Annotated in this window: 21 protein-coding genes; all 21 read left to right on the top strand. The window is 46.6% G+C overall.

What is annotated here, in order from left to right:
• Window positions 1-4,263, top strand: coding sequence for a DNA-directed RNA polymerase subunit beta' (gene rpoC, locus VC178_RS02835; protein ID WP_215319466.1), 4,263 nt, complete (start codon window positions 1-3; stop codon window positions 4,261-4,263).
• A 176-nt stretch (window positions 4,264-4,439) separates the two neighbouring features.
• A complete protein-coding gene (rpsL, locus tag VC178_RS02830) occupies window positions 4,440-4,820 on the top strand; it encodes a 30S ribosomal protein S12 (protein WP_068947691.1) in 381 nt (126 codons plus the stop codon).
• A 162-nt stretch (window positions 4,821-4,982) separates the two neighbouring features.
• Window positions 4,983-5,453 (top strand): 30S ribosomal protein S7, encoded by a 471-nt coding sequence (gene rpsG, locus VC178_RS02825; protein WP_068320103.1) that lies wholly within the window; start codon window positions 4,983-4,985, stop codon window positions 5,451-5,453.
• A gap of 27 nt (window positions 5,454-5,480) precedes the next feature.
• Window positions 5,481-7,583 carry an elongation factor G gene (gene fusA / locus VC178_RS02820; protein ID WP_215296099.1) on the top strand — a complete coding sequence of 701 codons (2,103 nt, stop codon included), beginning with the start codon at window positions 5,481-5,483 and terminating at the stop codon, window positions 7,581-7,583.
• 51 nt (window positions 7,584-7,634) lie between these two features.
• Window positions 7,635-8,825 carry an elongation factor Tu gene (gene tuf, locus VC178_RS02815; RefSeq protein WP_215296093.1) on the top strand — a complete coding sequence of 397 codons (1,191 nt, stop codon included), beginning with the start codon at window positions 7,635-7,637 and terminating at the stop codon, window positions 8,823-8,825.
• A 117-nt stretch (window positions 8,826-8,942) separates the two neighbouring features.
• Window positions 8,943-9,254 carry a 30S ribosomal protein S10 gene (rpsJ, locus tag VC178_RS02810; RefSeq protein ID WP_011901899.1) on the top strand — a complete coding sequence of 104 codons (312 nt, stop codon included), beginning with the start codon at window positions 8,943-8,945 and terminating at the stop codon, window positions 9,252-9,254.
• A gap of 197 nt (window positions 9,255-9,451) precedes the next feature.
• Window positions 9,452-10,108, top strand: a complete 657-nt coding sequence (gene rplC, locus VC178_RS02805) for a 50S ribosomal protein L3 (RefSeq protein ID WP_215320696.1) — start codon at window positions 9,452-9,454, stop codon at window positions 10,106-10,108.
• An 11-nt stretch (window positions 10,109-10,119) separates the two neighbouring features.
• Window positions 10,120-10,740 carry a 50S ribosomal protein L4 gene (gene rplD / locus VC178_RS02800; protein ID WP_087908798.1) on the top strand — a complete coding sequence of 207 codons (621 nt, stop codon included), beginning with the start codon at window positions 10,120-10,122 and terminating at the stop codon, window positions 10,738-10,740.
• Window positions 10,737-11,051 carry a 50S ribosomal protein L23 gene (gene rplW, locus VC178_RS02795; protein ID WP_068947693.1) on the top strand — a complete coding sequence of 105 codons (315 nt, stop codon included), beginning with the start codon at window positions 10,737-10,739 and terminating at the stop codon, window positions 11,049-11,051. Before rplD ends, rplW begins: the two co-directional genes overlap by 4 nt.
• A gap of 2 nt (window positions 11,052-11,053) precedes the next feature.
• On the top strand, window positions 11,054-11,884 hold the full coding sequence (gene rplB, locus VC178_RS02790) for a 50S ribosomal protein L2 (protein ID WP_087908799.1): 831 nt from the start codon (window positions 11,054-11,056) through the stop codon (window positions 11,882-11,884).
• Window positions 11,885-11,903: 19 nt separating this feature from the next.
• Window positions 11,904-12,182, top strand: a complete 279-nt coding sequence (gene rpsS, locus VC178_RS02785) for a 30S ribosomal protein S19 (protein ID WP_087908800.1) — start codon at window positions 11,904-11,906, stop codon at window positions 12,180-12,182.
• A gap of 7 nt (window positions 12,183-12,189) precedes the next feature.
• Entirely contained in the window at window positions 12,190-12,522 is a 333-nt protein-coding gene (gene rplV / locus VC178_RS02780; RefSeq protein WP_197712017.1) for a 50S ribosomal protein L22, read from the top strand.
• An 8-nt stretch (window positions 12,523-12,530) separates the two neighbouring features.
• Window positions 12,531-13,358, top strand: coding sequence for a 30S ribosomal protein S3 (rpsC, locus tag VC178_RS02775; protein WP_087908802.1), 828 nt, complete (start codon window positions 12,531-12,533; stop codon window positions 13,356-13,358).
• Between the two features lie 2 nt (window positions 13,359-13,360).
• Entirely contained in the window at window positions 13,361-13,774 is a 414-nt protein-coding gene (gene rplP, locus VC178_RS02770) for a 50S ribosomal protein L16 (protein ID WP_071464443.1), read from the top strand.
• 14 nt (window positions 13,775-13,788) lie between these two features.
• Window positions 13,789-13,983 (top strand): 50S ribosomal protein L29, encoded by a 195-nt coding sequence (gene rpmC / locus VC178_RS02765; protein WP_216175961.1) that lies wholly within the window; start codon window positions 13,789-13,791, stop codon window positions 13,981-13,983.
• A 12-nt stretch (window positions 13,984-13,995) separates the two neighbouring features.
• Window positions 13,996-14,265, top strand: a complete 270-nt coding sequence (gene rpsQ / locus VC178_RS02760; RefSeq protein WP_215296102.1) for a 30S ribosomal protein S17 — start codon at window positions 13,996-13,998, stop codon at window positions 14,263-14,265.
• 184 nt (window positions 14,266-14,449) lie between these two features.
• Complete coding sequence (gene rplN, locus VC178_RS02755) at window positions 14,450-14,818, top strand: 50S ribosomal protein L14 (RefSeq protein WP_087908804.1); 369 nt, start codon at window positions 14,450-14,452, stop codon at window positions 14,816-14,818.
• Window positions 14,819-14,827: 9 nt separating this feature from the next.
• Entirely contained in the window at window positions 14,828-15,136 is a 309-nt protein-coding gene (gene rplX / locus VC178_RS02750; protein WP_215296103.1) for a 50S ribosomal protein L24, read from the top strand.
• 16 nt (window positions 15,137-15,152) lie between these two features.
• Entirely contained in the window at window positions 15,153-15,695 is a 543-nt protein-coding gene (gene rplE / locus VC178_RS02745) for a 50S ribosomal protein L5 (protein WP_215296104.1), read from the top strand.
• A 9-nt stretch (window positions 15,696-15,704) separates the two neighbouring features.
• Window positions 15,705-16,010 carry a 30S ribosomal protein S14 gene (gene rpsN, locus VC178_RS02740; RefSeq protein WP_011901913.1) on the top strand — a complete coding sequence of 102 codons (306 nt, stop codon included), beginning with the start codon at window positions 15,705-15,707 and terminating at the stop codon, window positions 16,008-16,010.
• 24 nt (window positions 16,011-16,034) lie between these two features.
• Window positions 16,035-16,430 carry a 30S ribosomal protein S8 gene (gene rpsH / locus VC178_RS02735; protein ID WP_215296105.1) on the top strand — a complete coding sequence of 132 codons (396 nt, stop codon included), beginning with the start codon at window positions 16,035-16,037 and terminating at the stop codon, window positions 16,428-16,430.
• Window positions 16,431-16,440: the final 10 nt, after the last annotated feature.

Raw genomic sequence — 16,440 nt, 5'->3', positions numbered from 1 at the left:
ATGAAAGCATTGCTCGATTTATTTAAGCAAACGCAGGGCGAAGAACAGTTTGATGTCATCAAAATTGGTCTCGCATCTCCTGAGAAAATTCGCTCATGGTCTTTTGGTGAAGTACGCAAACCAGAAACCATCAACTACCGGACTTTTAAGCCCGAGCGTGATGGTTTGTTCTGCGCCAAGATTTTTGGACCAACCAAAGACTACGAGTGCTTATGCGGTAAGTACAAGCGTTTAAAGTTCCGTGGCGTTATCTGCGAGAAGTGTGGCGTTGAAGTTACTCTCGCTAAGGTACGTCGTGAGCGCATGGGCCACATTGAGTTGGCAGCCCCTGTAGCGCACATTTGGTTCTTGAAGTCCCTACCATCTCGTTTGGGTATGGTTCTCGATATGACCTTGCGTGATATCGAGCGCGTTCTCTACTTTGAAGCATATGTAGTGGTCGATCCTGGCATGACTCCTGAAGGCGCAATGAAGCGTGGTCAGATCATGTCTGAAGATGAATACATTGCGAAAACTGAAGAGTATGGTGACGGCGCATTTACCGCCATCATGGGCGCTGAAGGTATTCGCGATCTCTTGCGTTCGATTGATATCGATCGTGAAGTAGAGACCATTCGCGCTGATTTGAAAGCTACAGGTAGCGATGCCAAGATCAAGAAATACGCTAAGCGCTTAAAAGTGCTTGAGGCGTTCCAGACTTCAGGTATCAAGCCTGACTGGATGATCATGGAAGTATTGCCAGTATTGCCGCCTGAATTGCGCCCATTGGTGCCTTTGGATGGCGGTCGTTTTGCTACTTCCGATTTGAACGACCTCTATCGTCGTGTGATCAACCGTAACAACCGTTTGAAGCGTTTGTTAGAGTTGCGCGCACCAGAGATCATCGTTCGTAACGAAAAACGCATGTTGCAAGAAGCGGTTGACTCATTGCTCGACAATGGCCGTCGCGGTAAGGCTATGACTGGCGCTAACAAGCGTCCTCTTAAGTCCTTGGCTGAGATGATTAAAGGTAAGAGCGGTCGTTTCCGTCAAAACTTGTTGGGTAAACGCGTTGACTACTCTGGTCGTTCAGTCATCGTAGTTGGCCCTACATTGAAATTGCATCAGTGCGGTTTACCAAAATTGATGGCCTTGGAATTGTTCAAGCCATTCATTTTCAACAAGCTTGAGACCTTAGGAATTGCAACCACTATTAAGGCTGCGAAGAAAGAAGTTGAAAGTCAGACTCCAATCGTTTGGGACATTCTCGAAGAAGTCATTCGTGAACATCCAATCATGTTGAATCGTGCGCCTACATTGCACCGTCTCGGTATTCAGGCTTTCGAGCCAATGCTGATTGAAGGTAAAGCAATCCAATTGCACCCATTAGTTTGCGCGGCATTTAACGCGGACTTTGACGGTGACCAAATGGCGGTTCACGTTCCTTTGTCGCTTGAAGCGCAAATGGAAGCGCGTACATTGATGTTGGCTTCGAACAACGTATTGTTCCCAGCTAACGGCGAACCATCCATCGTTCCTTCTCAGGACGTGGTGTTGGGTCTGTACTACGCTACCCGTGACAAGATCAACGGTAAGGGCGAAGGCATGGTTTTCGCCAACATTACTGAAGTAGTACGCGCATACGAAGCCGGCCAGGTTGAATTGGCATCTCGTGTTGCTGTGCGTATTACTGAGTTTGAGATTGTGGATAAGAAGGCAGAGGGCGATGCCCGTTTTGCTGAAAAAACCAAGATCTATCAAACTTCAGTTGGTCGTGCAATCTTGTCTGAGATTTTGCCTAAAGGGATGTCCTTCGAGGAAATCAACAAGCCTTTGAAGAAAAAAGAAATCTCACGTTTGATCAACACTTCATTCCGTAAGTGCGGCTTGCGTGAAACTGTGATTTTTGCTGACCGTCTCTTGCAGTCTGGTTTCCGCTTGGCGACCAATGCTGGTATCTCGGTTGCGATCGACGATATGCTGATCCCAACCTCCAAAGAGCGCATCATCACTGAAGCTTCTGCCAAGGTTAAGGAATATGACAAGCAGTTCATGTCAGGTCTCGTAACCAATCAAGAGCGTTATAACAACGTGGTTGACATTTGGGGCGCTGCAGGCGACCAAGTTGGCAAGGCGATGATGGATGAGTTGTCACACGTTGACGTAATCGACCGTAACGGCAAAACTGTGCGTCAAGAATCCTTTAACTCTATCTATATGATGGCGGATTCTGGTGCGCGTGGATCTGCAGCGCAGATTCGTCAGTTAGCTGGTATGCGTGGTTTGATGGCGAAGCCTGATGGCTCCATTATTGAAACCCCAATTACTGCAAACTTCCGCGAAGGTTTGAACGTATTGCAGTACTTCATCTCAACCCATGGTGCTCGTAAAGGCCTGGCTGATACTGCATTGAAGACAGCGAACTCTGGTTACTTGACCCGTCGTTTGTGCGACGTTACTCAAGACCTCGTAGTGATCGAGGATGATTGCGGCGCAACTTCTGGCGTTACTATGAAGGCCCTTGTTGAAGGTGGCGAAATTATCGAAGCATTGCGTGACCGTATTTTGGGTCGTGTCTGCATCGGTGACATTGTTCATCCTGATACACAAGAAGTCATCGTTCCTAACGACACCTTGCTCGATGAAGATCATGTCGATCAAATCGTGGCATTGGGCATCGACGAAGTTAAAGTTCGCACAGTATTGTCTTGCTTAACTCGCTTTGGCTTGTGCGCTAAGTGCTACGGACGTGATCTAGGTCGCGGTGGTTTGGTGAACGTTGGTGAAGCAGTTGGTGTGATCGCTGCTCAGTCTATCGGTGAGCCAGGCACACAGTTGACTATGCGTACCTTCCACATTGGTGGTGCAGCGTCACGTGCCTTGGTTGCAAGCAATATTGAAGCCAAATCAAATGGTGCTTTGAAGTTCTCCGGTACGATGCGTGTTGTGAAGAACGCGAAGGGTGAGCAGATCGTGATTTCACGTTCTGGCGAAGCCTTGATCGTTGATGAGAATGGCCGTGAGCGTGAGCGTCATAAAGTACCTTACGGTGCAACTCTCTTGTTAAAAGAAGATGCAGCAGTGAAGGCTGGTGCAAGCTTAGCAACCTGGGATCCGTTAACACGCCCGATTATTTCTGAGTACGCTGGTATCGCCCGCTTCGACAACGTCGAAGAGGGCGTCACTGTTGCTAAGCAGGTTGACGAAGTGACTGGTCTTTCCACTTTGGTGGTGATTGACGGTAAGCGTCGTTCAGCTGCAAGCAAAGGTGTTCGCCCAATGATCAACTTAGTTGATGAGAAGGGTAACGAAGTCATGATCGCCGGCACTGATCACCCAGTAAACATTGGTCTCCAAGTGGGCGCTTTGATTACTGTTAAGGATGGTCAAAAAGTCGAAGTTGGTGAAGTATTGGCGCGTATTCCAATCGAATCACAGAAGACTCGCGACATTACCGGTGGTTTGCCACGCGTTGCAGAATTGTTCGAAGCACGTTCACCAAAAGATGCAGCAGTATTGGCGAAAGTGACTGGAACAGTGTCCTTCGGTAAAGAAACCAAAGGTAAACAGCGTTTGGTGATTACCGATATGGATGGCGAAGCCAATGAGTTCTTGATTCCTAAAGAGAAACAAGTTCTCGTTCACGACGGTCAAGTTGTGAATAAGGGCGAGATGATTGTGGAAGGTCCTGCCGACCCGCATGACATCTTGACTCTCAAAGGTATCGAAGAGTTGGCAATCTACATCGTTGACGAAGTTCAAGACGTTTATCGTCTCCAGGGCGTGAAGATCAATGACAAGCACATTGAAGTGATCGTGCGTCAGATGTTGCGTCGTGTTCAGGTAACTGATCCAGGCGATACATCCTTCATTACTGGTGAGCAAGTTGAGCGTTCTAAGTTATATGACGCAAACGATGCTGTGATTGCACAAGGCAAGCACCCAGCTCAGTTCGACAACGTATTGCTTGGTATTACTAAGGCATCCTTGTCGACCGACAGCTTCATTTCAGCGGCCTCTTTCCAAGAAACCACCCGTGTATTGACCGAAGCCGCCATTATGGGCAAGACCGATACACTCCGTGGTCTCAAGGAAAACGTCATTATTGGTCGTTTGATCCCTGCTGGTACCGGCTTGTCTTATCGCCGTGCACGCAAGGTCAGGGAGCAATTTGAGCGTGATCGCGCTCAAATGATTGCCGCCGAAGAGGAAGCATTGGCTAACGCCCCTGTTGAAATCGAGGCTGAAGTCATTGCTCCTGCTGGGGAGGCTGATCCGAGCTAATTTGGTAATTCTGGCCAGAAATGGCCAGTTTTTTCCCTTTAGGTTGACGGAAAAGGCTGGCCAAGCTAGAATGCTGAGTTCTACTGATTCAGAAGAAGGTCTTTTTGACCTAGAAATTCTCTAAGTCATTGATTTTCTTGAAGAAAGCAACAAAGAAGTACTAACCGAGCTATTTTATGCCAACAATTAATCAATTATTACGCAAGCCAAGAACAAGGCTTACCGTTAAAAGCAAGAGCCCTGCGCTGCAAAACAGCCCGCAGCGCCGTGGTGTTTGTACACGTGTGTACACCACTACTCCTAAAAAGCCTAACTCTGCGCTCCGTAAAGTAGCCAAAGTTCGCTTAACCAATGGTTTTGAAGTGATTTCATATATTGGCGGTGAAGGCCATAACCTCCAGGAACACTCAGTAGTGTTGATTCGTGGCGGTCGTGTAAAGGACTTGCCAGGTGTGCGTTACCACATCGTTCGCGGTTCTTTGGACTTACAAGGTGTTAAAGATCGTAAACAAGCCCGCTCTAAATACGGTGCTAAGCGTGCTAAGAAAGCTGCTTAATTTTTAAGAATTAAGCAGTAGCGGTTTTTGTAGTAAGTCGTTGTTTGTCAGACTCAAAAGACAAGTAAGTGGTTGTTCCGTCTAGGAATTTTTCTTAGATAGTAGGACAACCGGAGCGGGTGATCCAGGTGGGCCACCCCTAACTGAACTGAAGGAGTAGTTATGCCACGTCGTCGTGAAGTTCCCAAACGGGAAATTTTGCCGGATCCAAAATTCGGCAATGTAGAAGTCGCTAAATTCATGAACGTCCTGATGTTGGACGGCAAGAAATCGGTTGCAGAGCGTATCGTTTACGGTGCCTTTGATCACATCGAGAAAAAAGCAAATAAAGAACCACTCGAAATTTTTTCTACAGCCATGGGTAACGTTAAGCCAATGGTTGAGGTAAAGAGCCGTCGTGTTGGTGGTGCTAACTATCAAGTTCCTGTTGAAGTTCGTCCATCACGCCGTTCCGCTTTGGCAATGCGCTGGTTGCGCGAAGCCGCTAAAAAGCGCGGTGAAAAATCCATGGCTCAACGTTTGGCCAACGAATTATTAGAAGCTGCCGAAGGTCGTGGCGGCGCAATGAAGAAGCGTGAAGAAGTTCACCGTATGGCAGAAGCTAATAAAGCTTTCTCACATTTCCGCTTCTAATCCAATAGTTAAGAAAAGGCACCAACAGTGGCACGTAAAACCCCCATCGACAAATACCGCAATATTGGTATTTCTGCGCACATTGACGCAGGTAAGACAACAACTACAGAACGCGTTTTGTTCTACACCGGTGTTAACCACAAAATCGGTGAAGTGCATGATGGCGCAGCTACCATGGACTGGATGGAGCAAGAGCAAGAGCGTGGTATCACGATTACTTCTGCTGCTACCACCACTTTCTGGAAGGGTATGGCAGGAACAATGCCTGAGCACCGTATCAACATTATTGATACTCCAGGGCACGTAGACTTCACGATTGAAGTTGAGCGCTCAATGCGCGTTTTGGATGGTGCCTGCATGGTTTACTGTGCGGTAGGTGGAGTGCAGCCACAATCTGAAACTGTTTGGCGTCAAGCAAACAAGTATCAAGTTCCACGTTTGGCATTCGTTAACAAGATGGACCGCACTGGTGCGAACTTCTTCAAGGTCTATGACCAAATGAAGACTCGTCTCAAGGCAAACCCAATCTTGATCCAGATTCCAATCGGCGCAGAAGAAAACTTTAAAGGCGTTGTGGACTTAGTAAAGATGAAGGCCATCTATTGGGATGAGGCTTCACAAGGTACCAAATTCACCTACGAAGAAATCCCTGCTGAATTGCAAGCTTCTGCTGAAGAGTGGCGCGAGAAGATGCTCGAAGCTGCTGCTGAAAGCTCAGAAGAGTTGATGGAAAAGTATCTCGGTGGCGAAGGCTTGACCGAAGAAGAAATTAAAGGCGCATTGCGTCAACGCACTATCGCCAATGAAATCGTTCCAATGTTGTGTGGAACTGCTTTCAAAAACAAAGGTGTTCAGGCGATGTTGGACGCAGTAGTTGAGTTGTTGCCATCCCCATTAGATGTGCCACCAGTTCCTTGCGAATTGGAAGACGGTACACCTGCAACTCGTGAAGCATCTGATAGTGCCAAGTTTTCTGCATTGGCATTTAAGATCATGACTGACCCATTTGTTGGCCAGCTCATTTTCTTCCGCGTTTACTCAGGCGTCATGAAGTCTGGTGACACGATCTACAACCCAATCAAGGGCAAGAAAGAGCGTGTTGGCCGTTTGTTGCAGATGCATGCAAACCAACGTGAAGAAATTAAAGAAGTGTACGCAGGCGATATTGCTGCAGCAGTTGGTCTAAAAGACGCGACAACTGGCGAAACATTGTGTGATCCAGATAGCATCGTGATTTTGGAGCGCATGGTATTCCCAGAGCCAGTGATCTCACAAGCGGTTGAGCCAAAGACAAAAGCTGACCAAGAAAAAATGGGTCTTGCTTTGAATCGCTTGGCACAAGAAGATCCTTCTTTCCGCGTGAAGACTGATGAAGAGTCAGGCCAAACCATTATTTCCGGTATGGGCGAGCTCCACTTGGAAATTTTGGTTGATCGTATGAAGCGTGAATTCAGCGTTGAAGCCACTGTTGGTAAGCCACAAGTTGCATACCGCGAAACCATTCGTAAGGTTTGCGAAGAGATCGAAGGTAAATTTGTTAAGCAGTCTGGTGGTCGTGGTCAATACGGTCACGTGGTTTTGAAGTTAGAGCCACAAGCCCCAGGCAAAGGTTTTGAATTCGTTGATGCTATTAAGGGCGGCGTAGTTCCACGTGAATACATTCCTGCAGTAGAAAAAGGCATTATCGAGACATTGAACTCCGGTATTTTGGCTGGCTATCCAGTAGTAGATATCAAAGCGACATTGTTCTTTGGTTCATACCACGACGTTGACTCCAACGAAAACGCATTTAAGATGGCAGGCTCAATGGCGTTCAAAGATGGAATGCGTAAAGCATCTCCAGTATTGCTTGAACCAATGATGGCTGTTGAAGTTGAAACACCAGAAGATTTCATGGGTAACGTAATGGGTGACCTCTCATCCCGTCGCGGTATTTTGCAAGGTATGGATGACATTCCAGGCGGCGGCAAGATCGTTCGTGCTGAAGTGCCGTTGGCAGAGATGTTTGGTTACTCAACTGGCTTGCGCTCGTTGACCCAAGGTCGCGCTACCTACACCATGGAATTTAAGCATTATTCCGAAGCACCGAAGAACGTTGCTGAAGCAGTTATGGCTGCTAAAGCGAAGTAATTTATCCACATTAATTTTGAATATTGACTAGCTAAAGAAGGCAGAACAAAAATGGCAAAAGAAAAATTCGAGCGGACAAAACCGCACGTAAACGTAGGCACTATCGGTCACGTTGACCACGGTAAAACGACTTTGACAGCAGCAATTGCAACTGTGCTCTCAAAAGCATTCGGTGGCGAAGCAAAAGCATATGATCAGATCGATGCTGCTCCAGAAGAAAAAGCCCGTGGTATTACGATTAATACTGCGCACGTTGAGTATGAGACTGCAAACCGTCACTACGCTCACGTTGACTGCCCAGGACATGCTGACTACGTTAAGAACATGATTACAGGTGCTGCTCAGATGGACGGCGCTATTTTAGTTTGCTCTGCAGCTGATGGCCCAATGCCACAAACGCGTGAGCACATCCTCTTGGCACGCCAAGTGGGTGTTCCTTACATCGTGGTGTTCTTAAACAAGTGCGACATGGTTGATGATGCTGAATTGCTCGAGTTAGTTGAAATGGAAGTGCGTGAACTTCTGTCTAAATATGACTTCCCAGGCGATGACACACCGATCATCCAAGGTTCTGCTAAGTTAGCCTTAGAAGGCGACGAAGGCCCATTGGGTAAAGAAGCCATCATGAAATTGGCTGAAGCCCTTGATACTTACATCCCAACTCCAGAGCGTGCCATTGATGGTGCGTTCTTGATGCCAGTAGAAGACGTGTTCTCTATCTCTGGTCGCGGCACTGTAGTGACTGGTCGTATTGAGCGCGGTATCGTTAAGGTTGGCGAAGAGATTGAAATCGTTGGTATCAAACCAACTCTCAAAACTACTTGTACTGGTGTTGAAATGTTCCGCAAATTACTCGACCAAGGTCAAGCAGGCGATAACGTGGGTATCTTGTTACGCGGTACAAAACGTGAAGAAGTTGAGCGCGGCCAAGTATTGGCTAAGCCAGGTTCAATCACCCCCCATACTCACTTTACAGCCGAGGTCTATATCTTGGGTAAAGATGAAGGTGGCCGTCATACACCATTCTTTAACAACTATCGTCCTCAGTTTTACTTCCGCACAACGGACGTAACGGGTTCTATTGAGTTGCCAAAAGACAAAGAAATGGTCATGCCGGGTGATAACGTCACGATTACCGTCAAACTCATCGCCCCTATCGCGATGGAAGAAGGTTTACGTTTTGCGATCCGTGAAGGTGGCCGTACTGTTGGCGCTGGTGTGGTTGCAAAGATTTTGGCTTAAGGAAGTAGCAGTAAATAATATTTAGCGGTTTGCTAACCGGTGACATCAGTGCTGCTGATGTCACCGTGCTCTTTGGATGTATAACGTGGCAGCACCACACCGCTCTTTGGAATTAATATGCAAAACCAAAAAATTCGTATTCGCCTTAAAGCATTTGATTACCGTTTGATCGACCAGTCTGCAGCTGAAATCGTTGACACAGCTAAGCGTACTGGTGCGGTTGTTAAGGGTCCAGTTCCTTTGCCAACTCGTATTGAGCGTTTTGATATCTTGCGTTCACCACACGTGAACAAGACATCTCGTGATCAATTAGAGATCCGTACCCATCTCCGTTTAATGGATATTGTTGATCCTACAGAGAAAACAGTAGATGCTTTGATGAAATTAGACCTTCCAGCAGGTGTGGACGTCGAAATTAAGTTGCAGTAATTTGTAGTTTCCGGTCTTTTTGCTTGTCAAGATCGGCATTTCAGGATAGAATCTAAGGCTTCGCTGATTTATTTGGGCGATATTTTAGGCTGTATTAGCATTAAAAATGTTGTAAGTTATTGATTTAGAAGTACTTTTACTTGTAAATCACTTAAATTAATTTTGCCGACCAATCGTAGTCGGCGTGGAGCATGAATATGAGCTTAGGCTTAATCGGCCGCAAGGTCGGCATGACCCGTCTATTTACGGACGAAGGGGATTCAATTCCTGTGACCGTAATCGACGTGAGCGACAACAGAATCGCTCAAATCAAGACCCAGGCAACTGATGGCTATGATGCTATCCAGTTGGCACATGGCACACGTAGAGCTACTCGCGTTACCAAAGCAATGGCTGGTCACTTCGCTAAAGCAGGGGTGATGGCTGGTAATGGGCTCAACGAATTCCAATTAGACGCAGCAAAAATTGCAGAAATGACACCAGGACAAGTAATTCCTGCTGACGCTGCATTTACGGCTGGTCAAAAAGTGGACGTGCAAGGCGTATCGATCGGTAAAGGTTACGCCGGTACCATCAAGCGTTATCACTTTGCTTCTGGTCGCGCATCCCACGGTAACTCACGTTCACATAACGTACCAGGTTCAATCGGTATGGCGCAAGATCCAGGTCGTGTTTTCCCAGGTAAGCGCATGACTGGTCACCTTGGTGACGTTACCCGTACCGTACAAAATTTAGTCATCGCACGCATTGATGCAGAACGCAATCTCATCATGGTTAAAGGCGCTATTCCAGGTGCCCCAGGCGGTAAAGTGATTGTTACTCCAGCGGTGAAGACACCGTTGAAGAAGAAATAAGGAGAGCGAATATGGAACTTAAGCTTCTCCAAGACAACGGTACTTTAGGTGCAGGCGTACAAGCTTCACCAGAAGTATTCGAACGCGAATATAACGAAGCATTGGTACACCAAGTTGTAGTGGCTTATCAAGCAAATGCACGTAGCGGTAACCGTGCACAAAAAGACCGTGAGCAAGTTAAGCACACCACCAAGAAACCTTGGCGTCAAAAAGGTACTGGTCGTGCACGTGCTGGTATGAGCTCTTCCCCGCTGTGGCGTGGAGGTGGTCGTATATTCCCGAATTCTCCAGAAGAGAATTTCAGCCAAAAAGTAAATAAGAAAATGTACCGCGCTGGTATGAGATCTATCTTGTCTCAGTTAGCTCGCGAAGGTCGTTTGAATGTCGTTGATCAATTTAATCTTGATGCTCCAAAGACTAAAGTTTTGGCTGACAAAGTTAAGGCAATGGGCTTGGATTCAGTCTTGATTATTGTTGATCAGGTTAGCGAGAATTTGTACTTGGCATCACGTAACTTGCATAAAGTTGCCGTGGTTGAGCCACAGCACGCTGATCCATTAGCTTTGGTTCAATACAAAAAAGTATTGGTCAGCAAAGCAGCGATCGCAAAAATTGAGGAGTTGCTGAAATGAGCCAAGTCCGTAAAAACGATCACAACCTGATGAAGGTTCTGCTTGGTCCTGTTATCTCTGAGAAAGCCACTATGGTTGCAGAGAAAAACGAACAAGTAGTTTTCCAAGTAGCTCGCGATGCAAACAAGAGCGATGTAAAACAAGCAGTTGAATTGCTCTTCAAAGTGCAAGTTGACTCAGTTCAAATCGTGAATCAAAAGGGTAAGCCTAAGCGCTATGGCCGTTTTGAAGGTCGTCGTGACCACACTAAGAAGGCCTATGTGAATTTGAAGCCAGGTCAAGAAATTAACTTTGAAGCGGAGGCGAATTAATCATGCCTTTGATGAAGACAAAACCGACCTCACCAGGTCGTCGTTCAATGGTCAAGGTGGTCAATCCTGACCTGCATAAAGGTAAGCCTTTTGCAGCGTTGGTAGAGCCACAATTCCAAAAAGCGGGTCGTAACAATAATGGTCATATCACTACCCGTCATAAAGGTGGTGGTCATAAGCATCACTATCGTGTTGTTGATTTCAAACGCAACGACAAAGATGGAATTCCAGCAAAAGTTGAACGCTTGGAATACGATCCAAACCGCAGTGCAAATATTGCATTGATCGTGTTTGCTGATGGTGAGCGTCGCTACATTCCTGCTGCTAAAGGCATGACTGTTGGTCAAGCAATCATGAATGGTTCTGAGGCACCAATCAAATCTGGTAATAATTTGCCAATTCGCAACATTCCAGTTGGTAGCACTATTCACTGCGTTGAAATCCTCCCAGGCAAAGGTGCTCAAGTAGCGCGCTCTGCTGGTGGTTCAGCAGTATTGCTGGCTCGTGAAGGCGTATACGCTCAAGTGCGTTTGCGCTCCGGTGAAGTTCGCCGTGTTCTGATTGAGTGCCGTGCCACTATTGGTGAAGTTGGTAACGAAGAGCACAGCTTGCGTCAAATTGGTAAAGCAGGTGCAAATCGCTGGCGTGGTATTCGCCCAACCGTTCGCGGTGTGGCAATGAACCCAGTAGATCACCCACACGGTGGTGGCGAAGGTAGAACTGGCGAAGGCCGTGTACCTGTATCTCCATGGGGCACTCCAACCAAAGGTTATCGCACACGTCGCAATAAGCGCACAACTTCGATGATCGTTCAACGTCGTCAAAAACGTTAAGCGATAAGGATAAATAGATATGACACGTTCAGCTAAAAAAGGCCCATTCTGCGACGCCAGCTTAGTAAAAAAAGTTGAAGTTGCACAAGCCAACAAAGACAAAAAGCCGATCAAAACTTGGTCTCGCCGTTCAACAATTCTTCCAGACTTTATCGGTCTGACAATTGCTGTTCATAACGGTCGTCAACACGTTCCGGTTTATGTATCAGAAAACATGGTGGGTCATAAGTTAGGCGAATTTGCCTTGACCCGTACTTTCAAAGGTCACGCTGCTGACAAGAAAGTTGTGAAGAAGTAAGGGGATGATGATGGAAGTTAAAGCTATTCACAAGGGCGCCCGCATTTCTGCGCAAAAGACACGTTTGGTCGCAGACCAAATTCGTGGTTTGCCAATTGCACGCGCATTGAACATTTTGAATTTCAGCCCCAAAAAAGCTGCCTTCATTGTGAAAAAAGTAGTTGAATCAGCGATTGCAAATGCTGAACACAATAAAGGTGCCGACATTGATGAGCTCAAGGTATCAGCGGTAATCGTTGATAAAGGAACTTCCTTAAAGCGCTTCACTGCACGTGCTAAGGGACGTGGCAATCAAATCGAAAAACAAACTTGTCACATTAGCGTGACCTTGAGTAACTAAGGAAAGATATGGGCCAAAAGATTAATCCCACCGGATTCCGACTCGCGGTAACGAAGAATTGGACATCACGTTGGTATGCAAATAACACTGACTTCGCAAAGATGCTGAAAGAGGACGTAGATGTCCGCAGCTATTTGAAGAAGAAGTTGAAGAATGCATCCGTTAGTAAAGTGGTAATCGAGCGTCCTGCTAAGAACGCCCGCATCACTATCTATAGCTCACGTCCAGGTGTTGTGATTGGTAAAAAAGGCGAAGATATTGAAGTTCTCCGTCGTGAATTACAAAAACGCATGGGTGTTCCAGTTCACGTGAACATTGAAGAAATTCGTAAGCCTGAAGTAGATGCACAATTGATTGCTGACTCTATTACTCAGCAGTTAGAAAAGCGCATCATGTTCCGTCGCGCTATGAAGCGTGCAATGCAAAGCGCAATGCGTCTTGGCGCACAAGGCATCAAGATCATGTCGTCTGGTCGTTTGAACGGTGCAGAAATTGCTCGTCGCGAATGGTACCGTGAAGGTCGTGTTCCACTTCATACATTGAAGGCTGATATTGATTACGCAACATCAGAGGCTGAAACAACCTACGGCATCATCGGTGTAAAAGTTTGGGTATACAAAGGCGATACATTGGGTCGCGGTGCAGAAGCTCAAGTGGCTGCTCCATCTGCTGAACCAGCTGCCGAAGAAAAGAAAACTCGTCGTGCTCCAAGCAAAACAGCTGCTCGTAAACCAGCTGCTGGCACTGACAAGCCATTAGTTGCTGCTAAACCAGCAGTAAAGCGTGTGCGTAAGGTTGAAGCACCTGCCGCAGATACGCAGAAGTCAGGAGAGTAAGCATGCTACAACCAAAGCGTCGTAAGTATCGCAAGGAACAAAAAGGCCGTAACACTGGCGTGGCAACACGCGGTAGTTCTGTAGCCTTTGGTGACTTTGGCTTGAAGGCCGTTGGCCGTGGCCGTCTGACTGCTCGTCAAATCGAGTCAGCACGTCGCGCAATGACCCGTCACATTAAACGTGGTGGCCGTATCTGGATTCGTATTTTCCCAGATAAGCCAATTTCACAAAAACCTGCTGAAGTACGTATGGGTAACGGTAAAGGTAACCCAGAGTACTACGTAGCTGAAATTCAACCAGGCAAAGTGCTTTACGAAATGGATGGTGTGGATGAGACTTTGGCGCGCGAAGCTTTCAAGCTTGCTGCTGCTAAGTTGCCTTTGCAGACCACGTTCGTGATTCGCCACTTAGGTTGATCGGGATAGAGATTATGAAAAATAAAGAATTAGCAGCCAAAGATCTGACTGGCTTGAACGCAGAATTAACAGAGCTCTTAAAGACTAACTTTAAGCTCCGTATGCAAAAAGGCACTCAGCAACTCACCAATACCAGCCAATTGGGTAAAACGAAGCGCGACATTGCTCGTGTGAAGACTTTTATTGCCCAAAAGACTGCGCAGAAATAAGGAAAAAGGGATATGACAGAATTATCTAAACCCTTACGCCGCACCCTCGTGGGCCGCGTTGTTAGCGACAAAATGCAAAAAACTGTGACCGTGTTGGTTGAGCGTCAAGTCAAGCATCCCGTGATTGGTAAGTATGTTGGCCAGTCCAAAAAGTACCACGCTCATGACGAAACTAGCACCTACAAGATGGGTGATACGGTTGAAATTGCTGAATCTAAGCCAATTTCACGCACCAAATCTTGGGTTGTAACCCGTTTGGTTGAGGCTTCAAAGGGTATTTAAGGTATTTTTAAGGGATTTTGGCGAAGTTTCTTACCAAATCCCTGTTTTACGTAGTAGAATAGAAGGCTTCTCTGGTTTTATTGGAGAAGCAGTGTTTTTCATTAATTCCGGGTTTTAATTTTCGTTAAAGCCCATAGACGGAACCAAGACTGTTTGCCTTTGGCCAATAAGTTGGGGATTAGAAATGATACAAACCGAAAGTAGATTGCAGGTCGCCGATAACACTGGCGCCAGTGAAGTTTTGTGCATCAAGGTATTGGGCGGCTCCAAGCGTCGTTACGCCAGTATTGGTGATGTCATTAAGGTGACTGTAAAGTCAGCCGCTCCACGTGGCCGTGTAAAAAAAGGTGATATTTATAACGCTGTTGTAGTGAGAACAGCTAAGGGTGTTCGCCGTCCAGACGGTTCATTGATTAAGTTCGATGCAAACGCTGCGGTATTGCTCAACGCTAAGTTAGAGCCAATTGGCACACGTATCTTTGGACCAGTTACACGCGAATTGCGTACTGAAAAGTTCATGAAGATCGTTTCTCTCGCCCCCGAAGTGATTTAAGAGGCTGATATGAAAAAGATTCGTAAAGGTGATTCCGTAGTTCTGTTGACTGGCCGTGATAAAGGCAAGCAAGGAACTGTTACAGCCATTCTCGATGAGAAGTTAGTCATCGAAGGCGTGAATATTTATAAAAAGAGCGTTAAGCCAAACCCAGCTGCTGGTGTAACCGGCGGCATGATTGACAAGACTATGCCTGTTCACATTTCTAATGTGGCTTTGGTTGACGGTAACGGCAAACCATCACGTGTTGGTATCAAACTCGTTGACGGTAAAAAACAGCGTTTCCTCAAAACCACTGGCGCGACATTAAGCGCATAAGGGGCACGGAGAAATTATGAGCACACGTTTTCAAGAACACTATCAACAAAAAGTTGTTGCTGATTTGATTACCAAGTTTGGTTACAAGTCTGTAATGGAAGTTCCACGTATCACCAAAGTGACCCTCAATATGGGCTTGGGCGATGCAGTGAACGACAAGAAAATTATCGAAAATGCAGTTGGCGATTTAACTAAAGTTGCAGGCCAAAAGCCAGTGGTGACTAAAGCTAAAAAAGCGATTGCTGGTTTCAAAATTCGTCAAGGCTACCCAATCGGTGCCATGGTGACATTGCGTGGTCAACGCATGTACGAATTCTTGGATCGTTTCGTGACTGTTGCATTACCACGCGTACGTGACTTCCGCGGCATCTCCGGTAAAGCATTTGACGGTCGTGGCAACTACAACATCGGCGTTAAAGAACAAATCATTTTCCCTGAAATCGAATACGACAAGATTGATGCCCTGCGTGGTCTCAATATCAGTATTACGACGACTGCTAAAACCGACGAAGAAGCAAAAGCTTTGTTGGCAGCATTCAAATTCCCTTTCCGCAATTAAGAGGCTAACGTGGCAAAACTATCCCTGATTGAGCGCGAGAATAAGCGCGCAAAAACTGTAGAGAAGTACGCTGTTAAGCGTGCTGAACTCAAAGCGATCATTGCTGATCAATCGCGCAGCGATGAAGAGCGCTATGAAGCTCGCTTGAAGCTACAGGCACTTCCACGTAACGCAAGCCCGATTCGTCAAAGAAATCGTTGTTCATTAACCGGTCGCCCACGCGGCACATTCCGTAAGTTCGGTTTGGCTCGTAGCAAGATTCGTGAAATCGCCTTCCGTGGCGAAATCCCCGGTTTAACCAAGGCCAGCTGGTAAGCGGCGAAAGAATTAGGAGAACTCATGAGTATCAGCGATCCAATCGCCGACATGTTGACCCGGATCCGCAATGCGCAAGCAGTGCAGAAGCCTTTGGTCGCAATGCCGTCGTCAAAAGTTAAAGTAGCTATTGCAAAAGTTTTGCAAGATGAAGGCTATATCGAAAGTTTCGAAATCAAAGGTGAAGCAGCTAAGCCAGTGCTCCACATTGATCTCAAATACTATGCAGGCCGTCCTGTGATCGAGCGTATTGACCGTGTATCTACACCAAGTCTACGCATTTATAAAGGACGTCATGACATTCCAGAAGTAATGAATGGCTTGGGCATTGCAATTATTTCAACCCCTCAAGGCGTAATGACAGACCGTAAAGCACGTGCAACAGGCGTGGGCGGCGAAGTTATTTGCTACGTAGCTTAAGGAGCGAAAT

It is taken from the genome of Polynucleobacter sp. AP-Sanab-80-C2, assembly GCF_035012965.1.
In the GTDB taxonomy this organism is placed as follows: Bacteria; Pseudomonadota; Gammaproteobacteria; order Burkholderiales; family Burkholderiaceae; genus Polynucleobacter.
The sequence above is the reverse complement of the archived record's forward strand: the minus strand, read 5'-3'. Positions and strand labels throughout refer to the sequence as shown.